Annotated in this window: 15 protein-coding genes; 1 reads left to right on the plus strand and 14 read right to left on the minus strand. The window is 28.8% G+C overall.

Translation table 11 applies throughout. From position 1 onward, the window contains the following. Positions 1 to 23: 23 nt before the first annotated feature. The 4 genes from K5V21_RS14105 to glsA form a co-directional block, all read right to left on the minus strand. Positions 24 to 566: a lytic transglycosylase domain-containing protein gene (locus tag K5V21_RS14105; protein ID WP_204595145.1), complete on the minus strand. Its 543-nt coding sequence runs from the start codon at positions 564 to 566 to the stop codon at positions 24 to 26. A 14-nt stretch (positions 567 to 580) separates the two neighbouring features. Further along, a complete protein-coding gene (gene coaE / locus K5V21_RS14110; RefSeq protein WP_204595144.1) occupies positions 581 to 1,180 on the minus strand; it encodes a dephospho-CoA kinase in 600 nt (199 codons plus the stop codon). An 18-nt stretch (positions 1,181 to 1,198) separates the two neighbouring features. Next, positions 1,199 to 3,790 carry a DNA polymerase I gene (polA, locus tag K5V21_RS14115; protein ID WP_221861813.1) on the minus strand — a complete coding sequence of 864 codons (2,592 nt, stop codon included), beginning with the start codon at positions 3,788 to 3,790 and terminating at the stop codon, positions 1,199 to 1,201. A gap of 107 nt (positions 3,791 to 3,897) precedes the next feature. Continuing rightward, entirely contained in the window at positions 3,898 to 4,815 is a 918-nt protein-coding gene (glsA, locus tag K5V21_RS14120; protein WP_221861814.1) for a glutaminase A, read from the minus strand. Positions 4,816 to 4,986: 171 nt separating this feature from the next. On the opposite strand from glsA, the gene K5V21_RS14125 reads away from it, so the two are divergent. After that, the gene (locus K5V21_RS14125; protein ID WP_221861815.1) at positions 4,987 to 6,222 is read left to right on the plus strand and encodes an aminopeptidase; all 1,236 of its coding nucleotides are present in this window, start codon (positions 4,987 to 4,989) and stop codon (positions 6,220 to 6,222) included. Between the two features lie 49 nt (positions 6,223 to 6,271). Here the strand turns inward: K5V21_RS14125 and K5V21_RS14130 are convergent, their stop codons facing one another. The 10 genes from K5V21_RS14130 to K5V21_RS14175 form a co-directional block, all read right to left on the minus strand. Then, complete coding sequence (locus K5V21_RS14130; RefSeq protein ID WP_221861816.1) at positions 6,272 to 6,499, minus strand: hypothetical protein; 228 nt, start codon at positions 6,497 to 6,499, stop codon at positions 6,272 to 6,274. Between the two features lie 36 nt (positions 6,500 to 6,535). Beyond that, the gene (locus K5V21_RS14135; RefSeq protein WP_221861817.1) at positions 6,536 to 7,021 is read right to left on the minus strand and encodes a DUF3284 domain-containing protein; all 486 of its coding nucleotides are present in this window, start codon (positions 7,019 to 7,021) and stop codon (positions 6,536 to 6,538) included. Between the two features lie 160 nt (positions 7,022 to 7,181). Further along, on the minus strand, positions 7,182 to 8,534 hold the full coding sequence (locus K5V21_RS14140) for a PTS sugar transporter subunit IIC (protein ID WP_221861818.1): 1,353 nt from the start codon (positions 8,532 to 8,534) through the stop codon (positions 7,182 to 7,184). Between the two features lie 281 nt (positions 8,535 to 8,815). Beyond that, entirely contained in the window at positions 8,816 to 9,127 is a 312-nt protein-coding gene (locus K5V21_RS14145) for a hypothetical protein (protein WP_221861819.1), read from the minus strand. A 315-nt stretch (positions 9,128 to 9,442) separates the two neighbouring features. Then, positions 9,443 to 10,651, minus strand: a complete 1,209-nt coding sequence (locus tag K5V21_RS14150) for an NADP-dependent isocitrate dehydrogenase (protein WP_221861820.1) — start codon at positions 10,649 to 10,651, stop codon at positions 9,443 to 9,445. Positions 10,652 to 10,788: 137 nt separating this feature from the next. Then, positions 10,789 to 11,673: a LysR family transcriptional regulator gene (locus K5V21_RS14155; RefSeq protein ID WP_221861821.1), complete on the minus strand. Its 885-nt coding sequence runs from the start codon at positions 11,671 to 11,673 to the stop codon at positions 10,789 to 10,791. A 42-nt stretch (positions 11,674 to 11,715) separates the two neighbouring features. Continuing rightward, positions 11,716 to 12,048: a hypothetical protein gene (locus tag K5V21_RS14160; RefSeq protein ID WP_221861822.1), complete on the minus strand. Its 333-nt coding sequence runs from the start codon at positions 12,046 to 12,048 to the stop codon at positions 11,716 to 11,718. Between the two features lie 165 nt (positions 12,049 to 12,213). Beyond that, positions 12,214 to 13,644 carry an amino acid permease gene (locus tag K5V21_RS14165; protein ID WP_221861823.1) on the minus strand — a complete coding sequence of 477 codons (1,431 nt, stop codon included), beginning with the start codon at positions 13,642 to 13,644 and terminating at the stop codon, positions 12,214 to 12,216. Positions 13,645 to 13,972: 328 nt separating this feature from the next. Further along, a complete protein-coding gene (locus tag K5V21_RS14170; protein WP_204595132.1) occupies positions 13,973 to 15,295 on the minus strand; it encodes an NCS2 family permease in 1,323 nt (440 codons plus the stop codon). A 234-nt stretch (positions 15,296 to 15,529) separates the two neighbouring features. After that, positions 15,530 to 16,843 (minus strand): hemolysin family protein, encoded by a 1,314-nt coding sequence (locus K5V21_RS14175; protein WP_221861832.1) that lies wholly within the window; start codon positions 16,841 to 16,843, stop codon positions 15,530 to 15,532. Positions 16,844 to 16,847: the final 4 nt, after the last annotated feature.

Below are 16,847 nucleotides of genomic sequence, written 5' to 3' on the forward strand. Positions count from 1 at the left end.
TTATAAAAATAATCAGCTATGTTTTATTCGTATAGATATTTATAAACCTTATAGTAGATATTTACTTTATCTACATAATTCTTAGTCTCTGGGAATGGTATGTAATGAATGTCTTTGCCATTCTTTGAATAATTTTGATCCTTAAGCCACTTATTAACATTACCTCTTCCAGCATTATACGCTGATATTACTAAATCTCTATCCCCAAATTCATCATTTAAGTTATTTAAATACCAACATCCCATTTTTATATTTGTTTCTTCATTATAAAGCATATCAGTTGAATAATTTTTCATTCCCATTTGTTCTGCAATCCATTTCCCAGTACTTTCAGTAATTTGCATTAATCCAAAAGCATCTTTATGGGAATGAGCATTTGGATTGAATTTACTTTCAGCCTTAATTATAGACAATACAAATAACGGATCTAAGTTATATTCCTTACTATATTTATCAATAACCTCTTTATGCTTATATGGAAAAGCATATTTTTTAACTCCAAATTTTATTCCTAATAATGCTACTACTATAATAATCAACCAGATTATCACTTTTTTAAACTTCATCCTAAAGCTCCTTGTTAAATTACTTTATTTATAAAATCTATAAAGTCGTCTACCTGCTCCTTAGCATATAATAGGTCTTTATTATTATCTATTATTATATTTGCAAAGTCTTTCTTTTTTTCTAGAGTCATTTGAGCATTTATTCTATTTAATGCATCATTATTACTTAATTTATCTCTAGATTTTAATCTTTGAAGTTGAGTTGAATTATCTGCTGTAACCAGTATAACATAATCCATCTCATCATGAAGCTTTGTCTCTATCAATGTAGGAGCATCTACAATTACTATTTTTTCCCCTTCACTTTGAAGCTTTTCTATATTATTCATTATTTCACTTTTTATATAAGGAAGTATTATGTTTTCATACTTTATTCTTTGCTTTGGAAATCTAAATATATGATTACCAAATTCCTTCCTTCTAAAGTCTCCTCTCCAATCAAAGAAACCTTCCCCAAATTCTACTCTAACTTTATCTAATATCTCAGGATATTTTACTAAAACATCCTTTGCAACAATATCGGCATCAATCACTTTAAATTTAGCTTCTTTAAGCATTAAAGATATTGTGCTTTTTCCTGTACCAATTCCACCAGTAAGCCCAATTCTTATCATGTTAAACCATGTCCTCCTTTACTTAGTGCTATACCATGTATCACCGAAATTCACATCTACATCTAGTGGAACACTAAGTTTATAAACATTTTCCATCTCTTCTTTTACTAATTTTTCCACTATATCAAATTCATCTTCTTCTACATTTAGTATAAGTTCATCGTGTACTTGAAGTATTAATGTACTTCTTAGATTTTCTTTCTTAAGCCTATTGAATACATTAATCATTGCTATTTTTATTATATCTGCTGCACTTCCTTGAATTGGTGCATTCATAGCAAGTCTTTCCCCTAATGCTTTAACAATCTTATTTGATGATTTAATTTCTGGTATAAATCTTTTTCTATTTAATATTGTAGTTACATAACCAGTTTCCTTAGAGTCTTTTATTATGTTGTCTAAGTATTCCTTTATTTTAGGATATCTATCAAAATAAATACTCATATATTCTGAAGCTTCTTTTTTAGTAATTCCAAGATCTTGTGCAAGTGAAAAATCACTTATTCCATATACAATCCCAAAGTTAACTGCCTTTGCGCTTGAACGCATTAAAGGTGTTACTTCATCTATTGGAACATTGAATACTTCTGAAGCTGTTTTTGTGTGGATATCGCTATGATGTTTGAATGCATTTATCATATTTTCATCTCCACTTATATGAGCTAAAACTCTAAGTTCTATTTGTGAATAATCGGCAGATAAAAGTTTATCTGACTTTTCTTTAGTTATGAAAATCTTTCTTATTTCTCTTCCCATTTCATATCTAATAGGAATATTTTGAAGATTTGGCTCTGTACTTGATAATCTCCCTGTAGTTGTTACAGTTTGATTAAAGCTAGTATGAATTGAACCATCTACATCTATTAAAGCTTTCATTCCTTCTACATAAGTAGAGTTAATTTTAGTCATCTGTCTATAATAAGTTATTTTATCTATTATAGGATGCTTATCTCTTAATTTATCTAAAACATCAACATTAGTTGAATATCCAGTCTTAGTTTTCTTTATAACAGGAAGGTCTAGCTTTTCAAATAAAATTTTACCAAGTTGCTTTGGTGAATTTATATTAAACTCTTCATCTGCAAGAGCATAAATCTCACTTTGAACTACTTCAATTTCCTTTTTGAATTTTACTGCAAGTTCATCTAAAACATTCTCATCAACTTTAAATCCTTCTTCTTCCATCTCTGCAAGTACAGTTATCAACGGATGTTCTACATTATAATAAAGTTCTTCCATATCCTCATTCTTAATTTTATCCTTAAGAACCTTATATAAGGCGTGCATATAGCTTACCCCTTCTATTAATCCTTCTTCACCCTTTTTAATTTCATCACCAATATATGTTGCTATAACTTCATTTAATGGATATTGTCCCTTTGAAGAATCTATAATGTATGCAGCTATTGCTGTGTCAAAATCAAAATTTTCAATTGTTATATCCATTCTACTTAATATTTTAATTAATGTTTTAGCATCATGTATTACTTTTTTCTTATTTTTATCTTGAAAGAAAGACTTTAATATCGCTAAAGTTTCCTTTTCATCCTTTTTTATACTTTCTTCAAAATCAAATGATACTCCATTATTATCTTCACCAAAGTATATTTTTTTTAACTTTCTTTTTGAGTTTAAGGCAGCTTCCTCTATTAAATAAGCTATGTAGTAAGTTTTATCTTCTTTTAATAATTCTTTTATACTCTCTAAAGACTCTATCTCTTTAGTATTTACCTCTACTCGTTCTTCTTCCCCTATAAATTTTACAAGAGAAGATTTCATTTGAAGCTTTATTAATAGCTCTTTTAATCCTTCTTTATTAATTATATTTTCATTGCTTATATCTTCTATCAGATTATCTATTGGAACTTCAGTCATTATTGTAGCAAGTTTTTTACTAAATATTGCTTGTTCACTATAGGTTTCAAGATTTTCTTTTATCTTCTTACCGCTTATATTATCAATATTTTTAAGCACTTCCTCAACTGAACCATACTCTTTTATTAATTTATATGCAGTCTTTTCTCCAACCCCTGGAACACCTGGTATATTATCTGATTTATCTCCCATTAGCCCCTTAACATCAATAAATTGTGTTGGAGTAACTCCAAACTCTTCAATGAATGATTCTTTATTGTACTCAGCTGTTTCCGATACTCCTTTTTTAGTAATAACAACATTTATATTTTCATCTGCAAGTTGAAGTGCATCTTTATCTCCTGTAACAACATACACTTCCATACCTTCATCGGCTGCTACCTTAGCAGTTGTACCAATTATATCATCAGCTTCGAATCCATCTAATTCATATATCTTTATGCCAAGTAAAGCTAATAATTCTTTAACTAATGGGAATTGCTCTGCAAGTTCTTCTGGCATTTTCTTTCTTCCAGCTTTATAATCCCCATATTCTTTATGTCTAAAAGTTGGTGCTTTTTTATCAAAAGCTGCAACTATATAATCTGGATTTATATCATCCTTCATTTTTAATAACATATTTGTAAAACCATATATTGCATTAGTGTGAACCCCTTCACTGTTTGTAAGAGGGGGTAATGCATAAAAGGCTCTATTCATAAGTGAGTTTGAATCTAATATAAGTAACTTTTTCATAGTTCCTCCCTATCTAAGCCTTAAGCTCATTTCTGTGATTATATTTATAATTATATCCTAGATGCTCCATTATAACACTTCAAATTATAACAAAAGTAACATAGATATTAAAAAATACTAAGATCTAGTTCTCTAGATAGATCTTGTAATACTTTTAGTCCAGCTATACTGTTTCCCTTTTCATCTAAGGCCGGACCATATACTCCAATTCCCATATTCTTAGGAACTGACGCAATAATTCCTCCACCAACTCCACTTTTAGCTGGTATTCCTATTCTTACTGCAAATTCTCCTGAAGCATCATACATACCACAAGTAACCATTATAGACTTGACTATTTTGCAGATTTCTTTATCAATTAATCTTTCGCCACTCCATGGTATAATCCCATCATTTGCAAGAACTGCTCCAAGTCTAGCTAAATCCTTTGCATTTGCTTCTATAGAGCACTGTCTAAAGTAAAGATCTAAAACTTCTTCAACATTCCCATCTAGTATTCCGCTACTTTTCATAAAATACGCTAATGCTCTATTTCTATTTCCTGTCAACTTTTCTGATATATAAACTTCTTCATTTATAGTTATATTAGGATTATTTGTAGCCTTTTTCATAAACCCTATAAGTTTTTTTAGTTTCTCCTCTTCTGTTCTTCCTTTTATAAGAGAAGTTGTAACTATTGCGCCTGCATTAATCATAGGATTATATGGTCTACCTGTTTCAGTTGTTTCTAATTTAACTATTGAATTAAACCCTTCACCTGTTGGTTCAACATTAACCTTCTTAAAAACATTTTCTTTTCCATTATCCTGTAACGCAAGCATTAAACCTACTATTTTTGAAATACTTTGTATTGTAAATTTTTTATCACAATTTCCCGCGAAATATTCATCTCCATCTAAATTTACTATTGCAATGCCTAAATCATTTACATCTGCCTTTAATAATGCCGGAATATATGAAGCTAGCTTCCCTTCTTTGCCGTAGATTTTATTTTTATCTACTAATCGTTGTAGTATATCAAACATGTTAAAGCACTCCATTCTTCTTACTTAATTAAACAAATTCAAGTAAATATATTATATTACTTATTAAGTTTACTTACAAGAAATATACTTCTTATTTATTTACATATTATTTTGCATATTCTTTACTTTATATGGTAAAATAATATTTAAAATTTAGGAGGTGTTCTTAAAATGAATAACTTTGAAAACTTATTAAAAAAATATGCTAATTTAGTTGTATCTAAAGGTGTTAATGTTCAAAAAGATAGACTATTATTTATTAGCTCACCAATAGAATGTTCTAACTTTGCAAGACTTCTATCAGAAGAAGCATTTAAAATTGGTGCAAAAGATGTATATATAAATTATTCTGATGAACTATTTACAAGAATAAGATTTGAGAATGCAACAGTTGAGACACTATCAAATGTCCCTCAATATGAAATCGATAAATATAATTACTTCGTCGATAATGGAGCTTCTTTTATCTCTATTTCAGCAAGCGACCCTTCATTATTTAAGGGAATAGATTCTAAAAAAATAAGTAGTTCAAGTAAAGCTAAAAATATAGCTCTTAGAAATTATTCCAATAAATTAATGAATAATGAAAATGCTTGGTGCGTTATTTCACTTCCTACTAAGGCATGGGCTACTAAGGTATTTAAAGATGTCTCTGAAGATGAAGCTATAAATAAATTATGGAATGCTATTTTCTCTGTTATGAGATTAAACTCTGAAGATCCAAATAAAGCATGGCAAGATCATTGTAATAAATTAAAAGAAAATATAAAAACTCTTCAAGATTACAATTTTGAAAAGCTAATATTTAAAAATTCTTTAGGTACTAATTTAGAACTAGAACTTGCTCCAAATCATATATGGTCAGGTGGTTCAGAATTTACTAAAGGATCAGTTGAATTTATTGCAAACATGCCAACTGAAGAAATCTTTACAACGCCAAAAAGAAATGGAATAAATGGAATAGTACATTCTACAAATCCTCTTAATTATGGTGGTAATCTAATAAATAATTTCTCTTTCACTTTTAAAGATGGTAAAATTATAGATTTCACTGCTGAAGAAGGTTACGATTCATTAAAAGAACTTTTAGATACTGACGATGGTGCTAGATATTTAGGCGAAGTTGCTCTTGTACCATACGATTCACCAATTTCAAATTCAAATATACTATTCTATAATACTTTATTTGATGAAAATGCATCATGTCATTTAGCTGTTGGTAAAGCTTATCCATCATGCATAAAAGGTGGCGAAGATATGAATGATGAAGAACTTATTAAAGCTTCATCAAACGTATCATTAACGCATGTAGATTTTATGATTGGTTCAAAAGATTTAGATATATTGGGTATAACTGCAGATGGAAAAGAAGTTCAAGTATTTAAGGATGGTAATTTCACTTTCTAAAATCAACTTATTATTCCTATGAAATTAAAAAGCTGTAAGACTTTTGTTCTTACAGCTTTCTCTTTAATATATTATAATTTTTATATACTCTATTAAGTAAGTCTTTTAAATTGTTTGAAGTTTCTTCAATAATTTCCCCGTTTGGTATCTTTCCACCTTCTAATTTAACATTATAAGCTTTATCACCAGAACCATTAAGCTTAAATGTGACGTTGGTTTTATCTTTTTTAAGATCTTCTATCATCTTATAATACTTCAAATAATTTTTTATATCCATACTACCTCTCTAGAGAATTCTTATACTATTTTAATTTTATTCTACGCTAATCTTATCTTTATCTTCTTTTGACTTTGAATGTGATTTTACCTTTTCTCTAAAACTTTTTATCTCATTTTCAAGCCCATCAACCAAGAAAGAAAATCTTTTCTTTATTCTCTTTTTAAATAAGAAGTTCTGCATAAATGCATTTATACTTCCAAATATTCCTGTTGTGTTATCACTTTCTTCTAATGAAAATAAAGTTTTATTATCTTCTGTTTTCTCAAAAGTATATATTGAAACAAACATCATTTTATCTCTAACAGATGTTATTTGATAGAGTTCATTTTTTTTAAAATCTGTTATTTCAACTCTTATATCAACTTTCTTATTAGAGTATGCACCTGTCTTTTTTGTAACTGCACATCCAATTGGATTCTTCTCATTAAATTTTGGGAAATCCCTTTTTGCTGTCTTTATAAATATATTGAATACTTCTTCTACTGGATAATTTAACTCCACTGTATTTTTAAAACTCATAATTCTCCTCCCAAGTTAAAATCTAAAATCATACTACAATATCACTTATTTATAATATTATATACTATTATTCCAATCTTCAATAAGAGTTTATTAAATTTTATAATTCAAAGAATGCATAAGCTTTAAAGCTTATGCACTCCTCATTAAATTAATTTTATTATTCGTTATTTCCTATTTTATTTGCTGCTATAACAAATGGAGTCCATATTGCTAGTGCAAGTATAAATAGTAGTAATGCTAAAAGTGTAGCTCTAAAATCTCCATTAGTCGCCAAGAATGCTGAAATAACCGGTGGACAAGTCCATGGAATAAATGCACTTATCTTAGATACCAATCCAGCTTGCGTTGCAAAATATGCTATAGTACATAATATACCTGGTATTATAGCAAATGGAATGAAATAAATTGGATTTAATACTATTGGTAAACCAAATATAACAGGTTCATTAATTTGGAATACACCTGGTACAATTGCTAATTTAGCTAGCTCTCTATTTTCTTGTCGCTTAGAGAATATAAATATAGCTAAAAGTAATGCTAAAGTACCACCAGATCCACCTGGCATAGCATATACGTCAACAAAGTTCCTAGTAAATATGTGTATAGCCTCTTGGCCTTGGTTAACTGCTTCTATATTAGCATTTAATGTTGGTAAATACATTGTATTAAGTGCTGGTTCTACCATGTTTAGACCATGTAATCCAAAGAACCAGAAGAACTGTGATAATGTAATTAATCCGATATAAGCAAATGGTGATTGTCCAAACTTAGTTAGCGGTTCTTGTATTGTCTTATCAATCCAAGTTTTGTAATCTACTCCAATAACTGCAGTAAATAACATTGAAATAAGTGCAAATACAAACACAGTTGCTATAGCTGGTATAACAGCTGAAAATGCTCTTGAAACAGCTGGTGGTACTTGATCAGGCATTTTAATAACCCAGCCTTTTTTAGTAAGATAACAGAATAATTGTGCTGATAATAAAGCAACAACAAGTCCTGCAAACATAGCCGTTGAGTTAAATGACCCCCAGGATATATTACCCCAAATGTCTACAGCATGTTCAACATCATTAACCTTTACAATAACACCTTTTAAAGTATCTGGTACCATAGCCAAGTATGCAGCAACTGCTACAGTAGCTCCAGCTAATGGATCAACATCTTGTGATTTGCAATATGCATAAGCAACAGTTATAAGTAAGAAAATTGTTGTCATTGCAAGCGTTCCCCACCACATACCATTAAATACAGGTGATATATACTTATCAATAACAGGCTGTACTGAAGATGCCCATGCATCCATTTCATTTAATTTTTTTCCAACTAATGAGTCCGGTTTTAGTAAAACGTTTAGGAACATAGTTCCAAAAGCTCCAATTAAAGAAATTGGTAAGTAAGCAATAAATCCATCTCTTAGCGCAGCTAAGTGTTTTTGGCTACCTAACTTTGATGCAATCGGCATCATAACTTTTTCAAGCCAAGCAGCAAATCTGTCCATAAATCCCATTTCGGTTCCCCCTCAAAAATTAATAATATTTATATGAATATTTCCTTTCTTAATGATTAGAGTGCCGTCAAATCGCTTAAGCATTAGAAAATATACATAACTACTTTAATTTTTAAACCCTTTATGTGTAAAAGACTAAATGTAACCTTTTACATTGCTTATATAATAAATTTATTATATAAGCTTAAATATAATTCCTATAAATTTTATTACTTTATATATAATAAAATCCTTGCAAATAAATTTAACAAAGATCTTTCAAACTAATTTTTTACTAAAACTTAATTAAAGTATGGATCTAATAATGGTAATATTTTTTCTACTCTTTTTAAACCAAAATCAACTGGCTTTAAAACTATATACGGTAAATTTTTACTATCTAATTCAGCTTTTAATTTTTCTTCTACAAGCATCATCTCTGGTGATATTAGAGTAACTGATATATCTTCATCGTTTAGGTAATCTTTTATATTAGAATCATTTGTAAATATCCATTTGATTGGCAAATTCTCTTTTCTAGTATGCTCAACTATAACTCTTTCGAATGATTTTGATTGACTTGTCCCCTTCGATAAAACTAATACTTTATTCATATTCCCATCCCCATTCTGTTTATAAACTTAAGTATTACTTATTAATTAAACCAAACTGTATAATTCTGTTATCATTTACAATTTTACCATAATATTAATTGAATGTACATGTTTTTGTTAATTTTTAGCATAATTTATTCTATTAATTTTTTTATTCCTAAGGTTTTTATGCTTATATTTATAATTATATATTTATTAATTTTTATATTTAACGCATGAAATTTCTATATATTTTATGCTTATATATATAATTTATTACTATTTTTAATACTATTTATAGTCTAACCTACAGTTTGTAAGCTAGACTATAATAAACTAAAGTTCTTTTTCTAATCTTTTTCTAACATTTTTTATAAAATCAAAACTATTAACAACCTTTATATCTTTATTTTTTGTAATTAGTGCAAGATCTTTGGTCATTATTCCTTCTCTAACAATATCCAAAGTCACCTTTTCTAGAGTATGTGAAAACTTTACAAGATCATTAATAAAATCAAGTTCTCCTCTCTTTCTTAAAGCTCCTGTCCAAGCAAATATAGTTGCAATTGAATTAGTTGATGTTTCTTCTCCTTTTAAATATCTATAATAATGTCTTTGAACAGTTCCATGTGCTGCTTCATATTCATACTTTCCATCTGGAGAAACTAGAACAGATGTCATCATAGCAAGAGAGCCAAATGCTGTTGCTACCATATCACTCATTACATCTCCATCATAATTTTTACAAGCCCAAATCATTCCTCCTTCTGATTTTATTATCCTAGCTACTGCATCATCTATTAAAGTATAAAAGTACTCTATTCCCTCTTCTTCAAACTTATTTTTATATTCATTTTCATATATTTCTTTAAAAATATCCTTAAAGGTATGATCATATGTTTTTGAAATAGTATCTTTACTTGAGAACCATAACTCTTGTTTTGTATCTAGTGCAAAATTAAAACAACTTCTTGCGAAACTTTCTATAGATGACTTTAAATTATACATTCCAAGAACTATTCCATCTCCATCAAAGTTATGAATTAATTGTCTTTTTTCATTTCCTATATCATTAGTAAATACTAATTCACACCTACCCTTTTCTTCAATCTTCATTTCTGAATCTTTATATATGTCTCCATAAGCATGTCTAGCTATTGTTATAGGCTTTATCCAATTCCTAACGCAAGGTTCTATTGAGTCTATACATATTGGTGCTCTAAAGACTGTTCCATCAAGAATTGATCTTATTGTTCCATTTGGACTTTTCCACATCTCTTTTAGAGTGTATTCTTTTACTCTATCACTATTTGGAGTTATTGTTGCGCACTTGACTCCTACTCCATATTTTTTAATAGCTTCCGCTGCCTCAATTGTTACCTTATCATCTGTTTCATCTCTAACTTCTATCCCCAAATCATAATACTCGCTTTTTAATTCAACAAAAGGATTAATCAATTCTTCTTTAACATAGCCCCATAGAATCCTTGTCATTTCGTCTCCATTCATTTCAACTAATGGAGTTTTCATTTTTATTTTTGCCATAAAGTTGCCCCCTTTTATTAGCTTTTATAACATTTTTAGGATAATTATACATTACTGAAAATATTAAATCAATTTTATGAAATAAAAAATAGTATGGAAGTAAGTCTGCTTAAAACTTACTCTCATACTATTTTTCCTTAACATTCAAACTTTTGAGCTTCTTCTATAAATTCTTTCATATTATTACTTATAAATTTATCTTTATGTACAATAAGTAATAAATCTCGCTTTATTCTATCTTCATTAAATGTTACCTTGCTAATCTTATCCATTTTTATTTCTTCTCTAATACACTGATTAGATACACATCCAATTCCAAGTCCTGCCTCTACACTTCTTTTAATAGCTTCTGTACTACCAAGTTCCATAAACACTTCATATTCTATTCCTTTATCTTTTAAATAACCTTCAACTATTTCTCTAGTTCCACTACCATTTTCTCTCATAATAAATTTTTCTTTTGATACATCTTCTTTCTTTATAAAGGTTTTATTAGTCCATTCATGCGCATATGGCTCTATAAACACAAGTTCATCTTCCCATATCTTCTCATATATTATTTCTTCAGAATGTACTTTTCCTTCAACAAAAGCAAAGTCAATTTTATTTTGAAGAATCATCTTCTCTATATTCTTTGTATTTTCTATTATAAGAGATATTTCTACACCTTTATTTACTGATACAAAGTCTTTAATTATATCAGGTAATATATATATTCCTATAGTTGTACTAGCTCCTATTACTATTCTACCTTGCTCTTTATTATTAATTTTTTTAATATTTTCGATACCCTCATCGTATAAATTAAGTATTCTTCTAACATAATTAAAATAAACTTCACCCTCATATGTAAGACTTAGTCTTTTACCTATTCTATCAAAAACTTTTACTCCAAGCTCTTCTTCTAATTCTTGAATTGCTTGACTTACAGATGGCTGACTTATGTAAAGGGATTTTGCAACCTTTGTCATATTCAAATTAATAGCTGTCTCATAAAATATTCTTAACTTTCTAAAATTCATACCTTCACCTCAAAGTCAAATAAGCCATGGTAATACCATAGCCTATTTTTTATCTTTATCTACTTCTTCATAATCAACATCAATTGCTTTTGATGTATCAAAGTCATCATCATTACTTTCATATTTACTAGCCTCATCACTTTCATATCTGCTCTCCTCATCATTTGAGCTTCTATAAGTATATGCTTCACTATAATTTTCGTTATTTTTTTTATATTTATTTTTATTAAAATATCCTCTAATTTTGAATATACCCCATATTACTACTGCTGCTAGGATTACATAAGGTAATATAGCTATGAATGCGGCAGCAACTAATCCAATTATTACGATAGTTATTATAAAGTACATTGCTAGCTTAAAATTTCTATTCATATCCTCATTCCTTTTTAAAGTATCATTTTGTACTATTATACAATTTAATTGTTAAGTTATAAAGAGATTTATCTTGCAATTTTATTAACAATAGAAATATATCCTACTATATTTACCTTATATGTGAAAAGTAGCACTTACTAAGTAAGTGCTACTTTAAATATTTTAAGCTGCTTTTTTTTCTTTTTTAGCTATCTTTGGAAGTATAAATCCAAGTCCAATTAATATAAATGGTGTTGCAACATTAAGTATTAGTTGGAACCACCATCCACCAGTGAAAGTATCAACACCTTGTGGCGCCATTCCTAAGATACAAGCTATTGCTGTAAATGCAAAACACCATACACCTACACCTAATGCAAGCTTATCATTCTTTAAGAACTTGTAATCAGCTTTAAATTTATCTCCAGCTTTCTTAAGTAATATAAATGCTAAGAATACCCAAAGATATCTAAGTGGCATTACAACCGCATTTAATCTTAATAGCCAGTTATATATCTCATTAACATTACCAATTCCTAGTGCTGGAACAATAATTAATATACTAACTAGTATAGCTGTCATTAAATATCCCTTAATTGGTGCACCATGTGAATTTGTTTTTGTTAATCCTCTAGGTACAAAGTTATCATCAGTATCTGCAAGTAGCACTTTAAGTGGAGCATCAATTGAGAATATTAATGCTGAAATTTGTGCTAATGCATTTGCTAATGCATATATAAATAAGAATGTATTTCCTATTCCATAATACTCACCAAGTTTTTGGAATGCATAATATTGACCATTCATCATAAGATCTTTTGGTATATCATTTGCATTAAACATCATTCCCATTGCAAAAGATCCTAATATTGCTGATATTGTAACCATAATTGCAAGTATTATCATTCCTAATGGGAACTCTTTACTAGCATTTTTAGTATTATTTACATATGGTGAAATCTTTTCAGCTCCACCAACTGAGAATACTAGCATTGCAATAGTTGTAAAATATGTGAAATTAAAGTTTGGAACTATTGTATCCCAACTTATATTAGTAGTTGCTATATGAACTCCTCTTATTGCTGGTGCAGCTATCATTAATACTATATAAAGTAATGACATTACAAATGTTGCAACCCCTGCAACTGTTCCTATAGTTTTAAGTGAAGTCATTCCTCTTGATGCTACCCATAAGAAGAATAAGAATATTGCTAAAGTAATAAGCTGTGCATATAATGGATCCATTGATTTTACAAAATCTCCATTTCCTTGTACCGCCCATCCTAAAGCTACTAATAAAGTTTGTGGCTTTTGAGCTAAATAAGGGATATGAACAACCCAATAAGTCCAACCCGCAAAGTATGCTAATGTTGTTCCTTTAGTTTCTCTAATCCATGTACTAACTCCCGCTTTACCATCTTTGAAAACTGATCCCAGTTCTCCAACCATTAAAGCATATGGTACAAAGTATAATCCTATGATAAGGACCCATGATACAATAACTTGTAATCCTTGGTTAGCAAAGTTGTTAACAACATTACCAAATCCCCAAACTGATACAAAGGCCATCATCGCAAGGTTATACCACCTTAATTTTTTACTATCATCTGCCATAGTTATCCCGCTCTCTTTCTGTCATTTCTTAGCTTATTAAGTATAAAAATACTTATATATTATATCAAACTTCTAATAATACGACAAATTTCATAACTCACTTCAATATTTTATAATTTTCTTTATCGTATTTATTTATTACAATCAAAGATTTTTTATTAATAAATCAACAGTTGTTATTATATATTTTTAATAAACAATCAATTATATAAAGTTATGAATAATATATTTTTTAAATAAAAAAGCTATTTTATTAACTTGTGGTTGCAAATATTTTATTAAATATTCCTTATGACCCTAAGTAAATAAAATAGCAATTTATTTTATATTATATTAAAAATTTCAGCATAAATATAACTCCAATAACTACTGTAGTTATACTTATTTCTTTCACTTTACCCGTGAATAATTTAAGTAATATGTATGAAATTACACCAAATATAATACCATCTGAAATACTGTATGAAAATGGCATCATTATCATAGTTAAAAATGCTGGTATAGATTCTGTATAATCTTCTAAGTTTATTTCTCTAATTGGCTCAATCATAAATAATCCAACTAAAATTAATGCAGATGCAGTAACTGCTGGTGTAATTGATGCAAATATTGGTGCAAAGAATAGTGATAATGCAAACATTATTGCAGTTGAAACAGCAGTTAATCCTGTTCTTCCACCTTCTGCTACACCGGAAGCACTTTCTACGAAAGTACTTACTGTACTTGTTCCAACGCAAGCTCCAAAAGTTGTACCTATAGCATCTGATAATAGTGCCTTCTTTATGTTTGGAACCTTTCCGTTTTCATCAAGCATCTTTGCTTTAGTTGCAACTCCAACTAAAGTTCCTATTGTATCAAATAGATCCATAAATAATAGTGTAAATAATACTATTAGCATATCCATTGAAAATATATTGTGCCATTCAAAATTAAAAAGAACTGAACTAATTGATGGTGGTGCACTCATTAGTGAAGTTGGCATTGGAGTTATTCCAAATGGAATACCAATTATTGCAGTAATAACCATACCAAAGAAAAGTGCTCCTTTAACTTTTCTAGCTAAAAGAATTGCTGTTATAATTAATCCTATTATAGCAAGTAATCCTTGGCCACTAGTTAACTTGCCTAGTGATAATATAGTTCCACCATCAGCTGGATGAACTACAATACCCGCTCCTTCTAGACCTATAAGTGCTATTAAAAGTCCAATACCAACTGATATCCCCTTTTTTATACAATCTGGTATTGAATCAACAATTGCTTCTCTAACATTAAATAATGTTAGTAATATAAATATAATACCTTCTAAGAATACGGCAGTTAATGCAAATTGAAATGAATATCCCATTTGAAGCACTATTGTATATGCAAAGAATGCATTTAATCCCATCCCTGGTGCTTGAGCAAATGGAAGCTTAGCATAAATTCCTGTAAGTAATGTTGCTACAAATGCTGAAAGTGCTGTCGCAGTAAAAACTGCTCCTTGATCCATTCCAGCGGCTGCTAGTATTGATGGGTTAACGATTAATATGTACGCCATTGTCATAAATGTTGTAAGCCCTGCAACAATTTCTCTCTTTGGATTAGAACCATTTTTTGTTATTTCAAAATAGTTATCAAGTAATCCATCTTTTTTGAAGAAGTTTCTCATTTTATCACTCTTTCATTAATATTTTTCGTCCGAGAACTATAATATATTATTTTTCGCCAAATTTCTACCCTTTATACGAATATTTTTAAAACTTTTTGAATTTTTCTATGTATTTTAATTTAAAACACGAATTTTATAACATTGTAACCACCCTTATATTTCGTATATTTGCAATAAAAAAGGTTAATCTAGATAATTAACTCTAGATTAACCAAATCTTCTAAATATTTATTTTTATCTATTTACTAATGTAACTTCAATATCTTCAATTCTTCTATCCATGATTTTAATTACTTTAAGTTTAAGATTTCCAATAGTAAAATCAAATTTTAAATCCTCTTTCGGTATCTCACCAATTTGAGTAATTATATATCCACCTAAAGTATCACAATCATCCTCTTCTATATTAGCATCAAATTCTTCATTAAAGTCATCAATATTAATTGTACCCTTAACTAGATATTTATTATTATCTAGTTTTTTAACCTCTGGTTCAGATATATCATACTCATCATCTATATCTCCCATAACCTCTTCAATTAAATCTTCCATAGTTACAATACCTGAAAATCCACCATACTCATCAATTAAAATTGCCATATGATTTCTATTTGCTTGTAACTCTTTGAAAAGTTCATTAATTCTCTTAGTTTCTGGAACAAAATATGGCTTATGAAGAATCTCTCGTACATTAACATTTTCAAAGCCAACTTTTCTTGCCTCAACAAAAAAGTCTTTAATATAAAGCACTCCTATTACATTATCTACTTCATCTTCATATACAGGAATTCTTGAATATGGGCAATTTACTAAATCATCTAAATATTCGTCTATATTATCTGATATATCTATAAGATAGGTATCCTTTCTAGATGTCATTATCTCTTTAGATAATCTGTCATTAAATTCAAAAATACCATTAAGCATGTCCTTTTCATCTTCATCTATAGCACCTTCAGCTTCTCCTTCTGAAATCAAGGCTTGTATCTCTTCTTTAGATACCTTATCTTCAATTCCATTTTCATTAAATCTTATAAGTTTTAATATAAGTGAAGTTGATATAGATAAAATTTTTATGAATGGTTTTGCTATTATTGAAGTTAAATAAATTATTTTAACAGATGATAATGCTATTTTTTCCTTTCTTTGAAGGGCTATTCTTTTTGGAACAAGCTCTCCTAAAACAAGTGTTAAATAAGAAATTGCTATTGTTACAAGAATAAGTGATATCTGCTTTGTATATGGTAAATTGAAAGAACTTAATTTTTCTGAAACTACAACAGAAATACCTGTTGCTGCAGATGCACTTGAGAAAAATCCTGCAAGAGTTATTCCAACTTGTATAGTTGCTAAAAAATTACTTTGGTCCTTCATTACTTTTTCTAATAATTTTGCTTTCTTATTTCCTTCTTCAGCAAGCATCTTTATCCTATTCTTATTTACTGATACTATTGCCATCTCTGCTGATGAGAAAAATGCATTTACTCCTGTCAAAATAAGTACTAATATTAACTGGGGTATAATACTTCCCGGCTCGGGTTCTAACATGTTT

It is taken from the genome of Clostridium sardiniense, assembly GCF_019753795.1.
Classification (GTDB): Bacteria; Bacillota; Clostridia; order Clostridiales; family Clostridiaceae; genus Clostridium; species Clostridium sardiniense.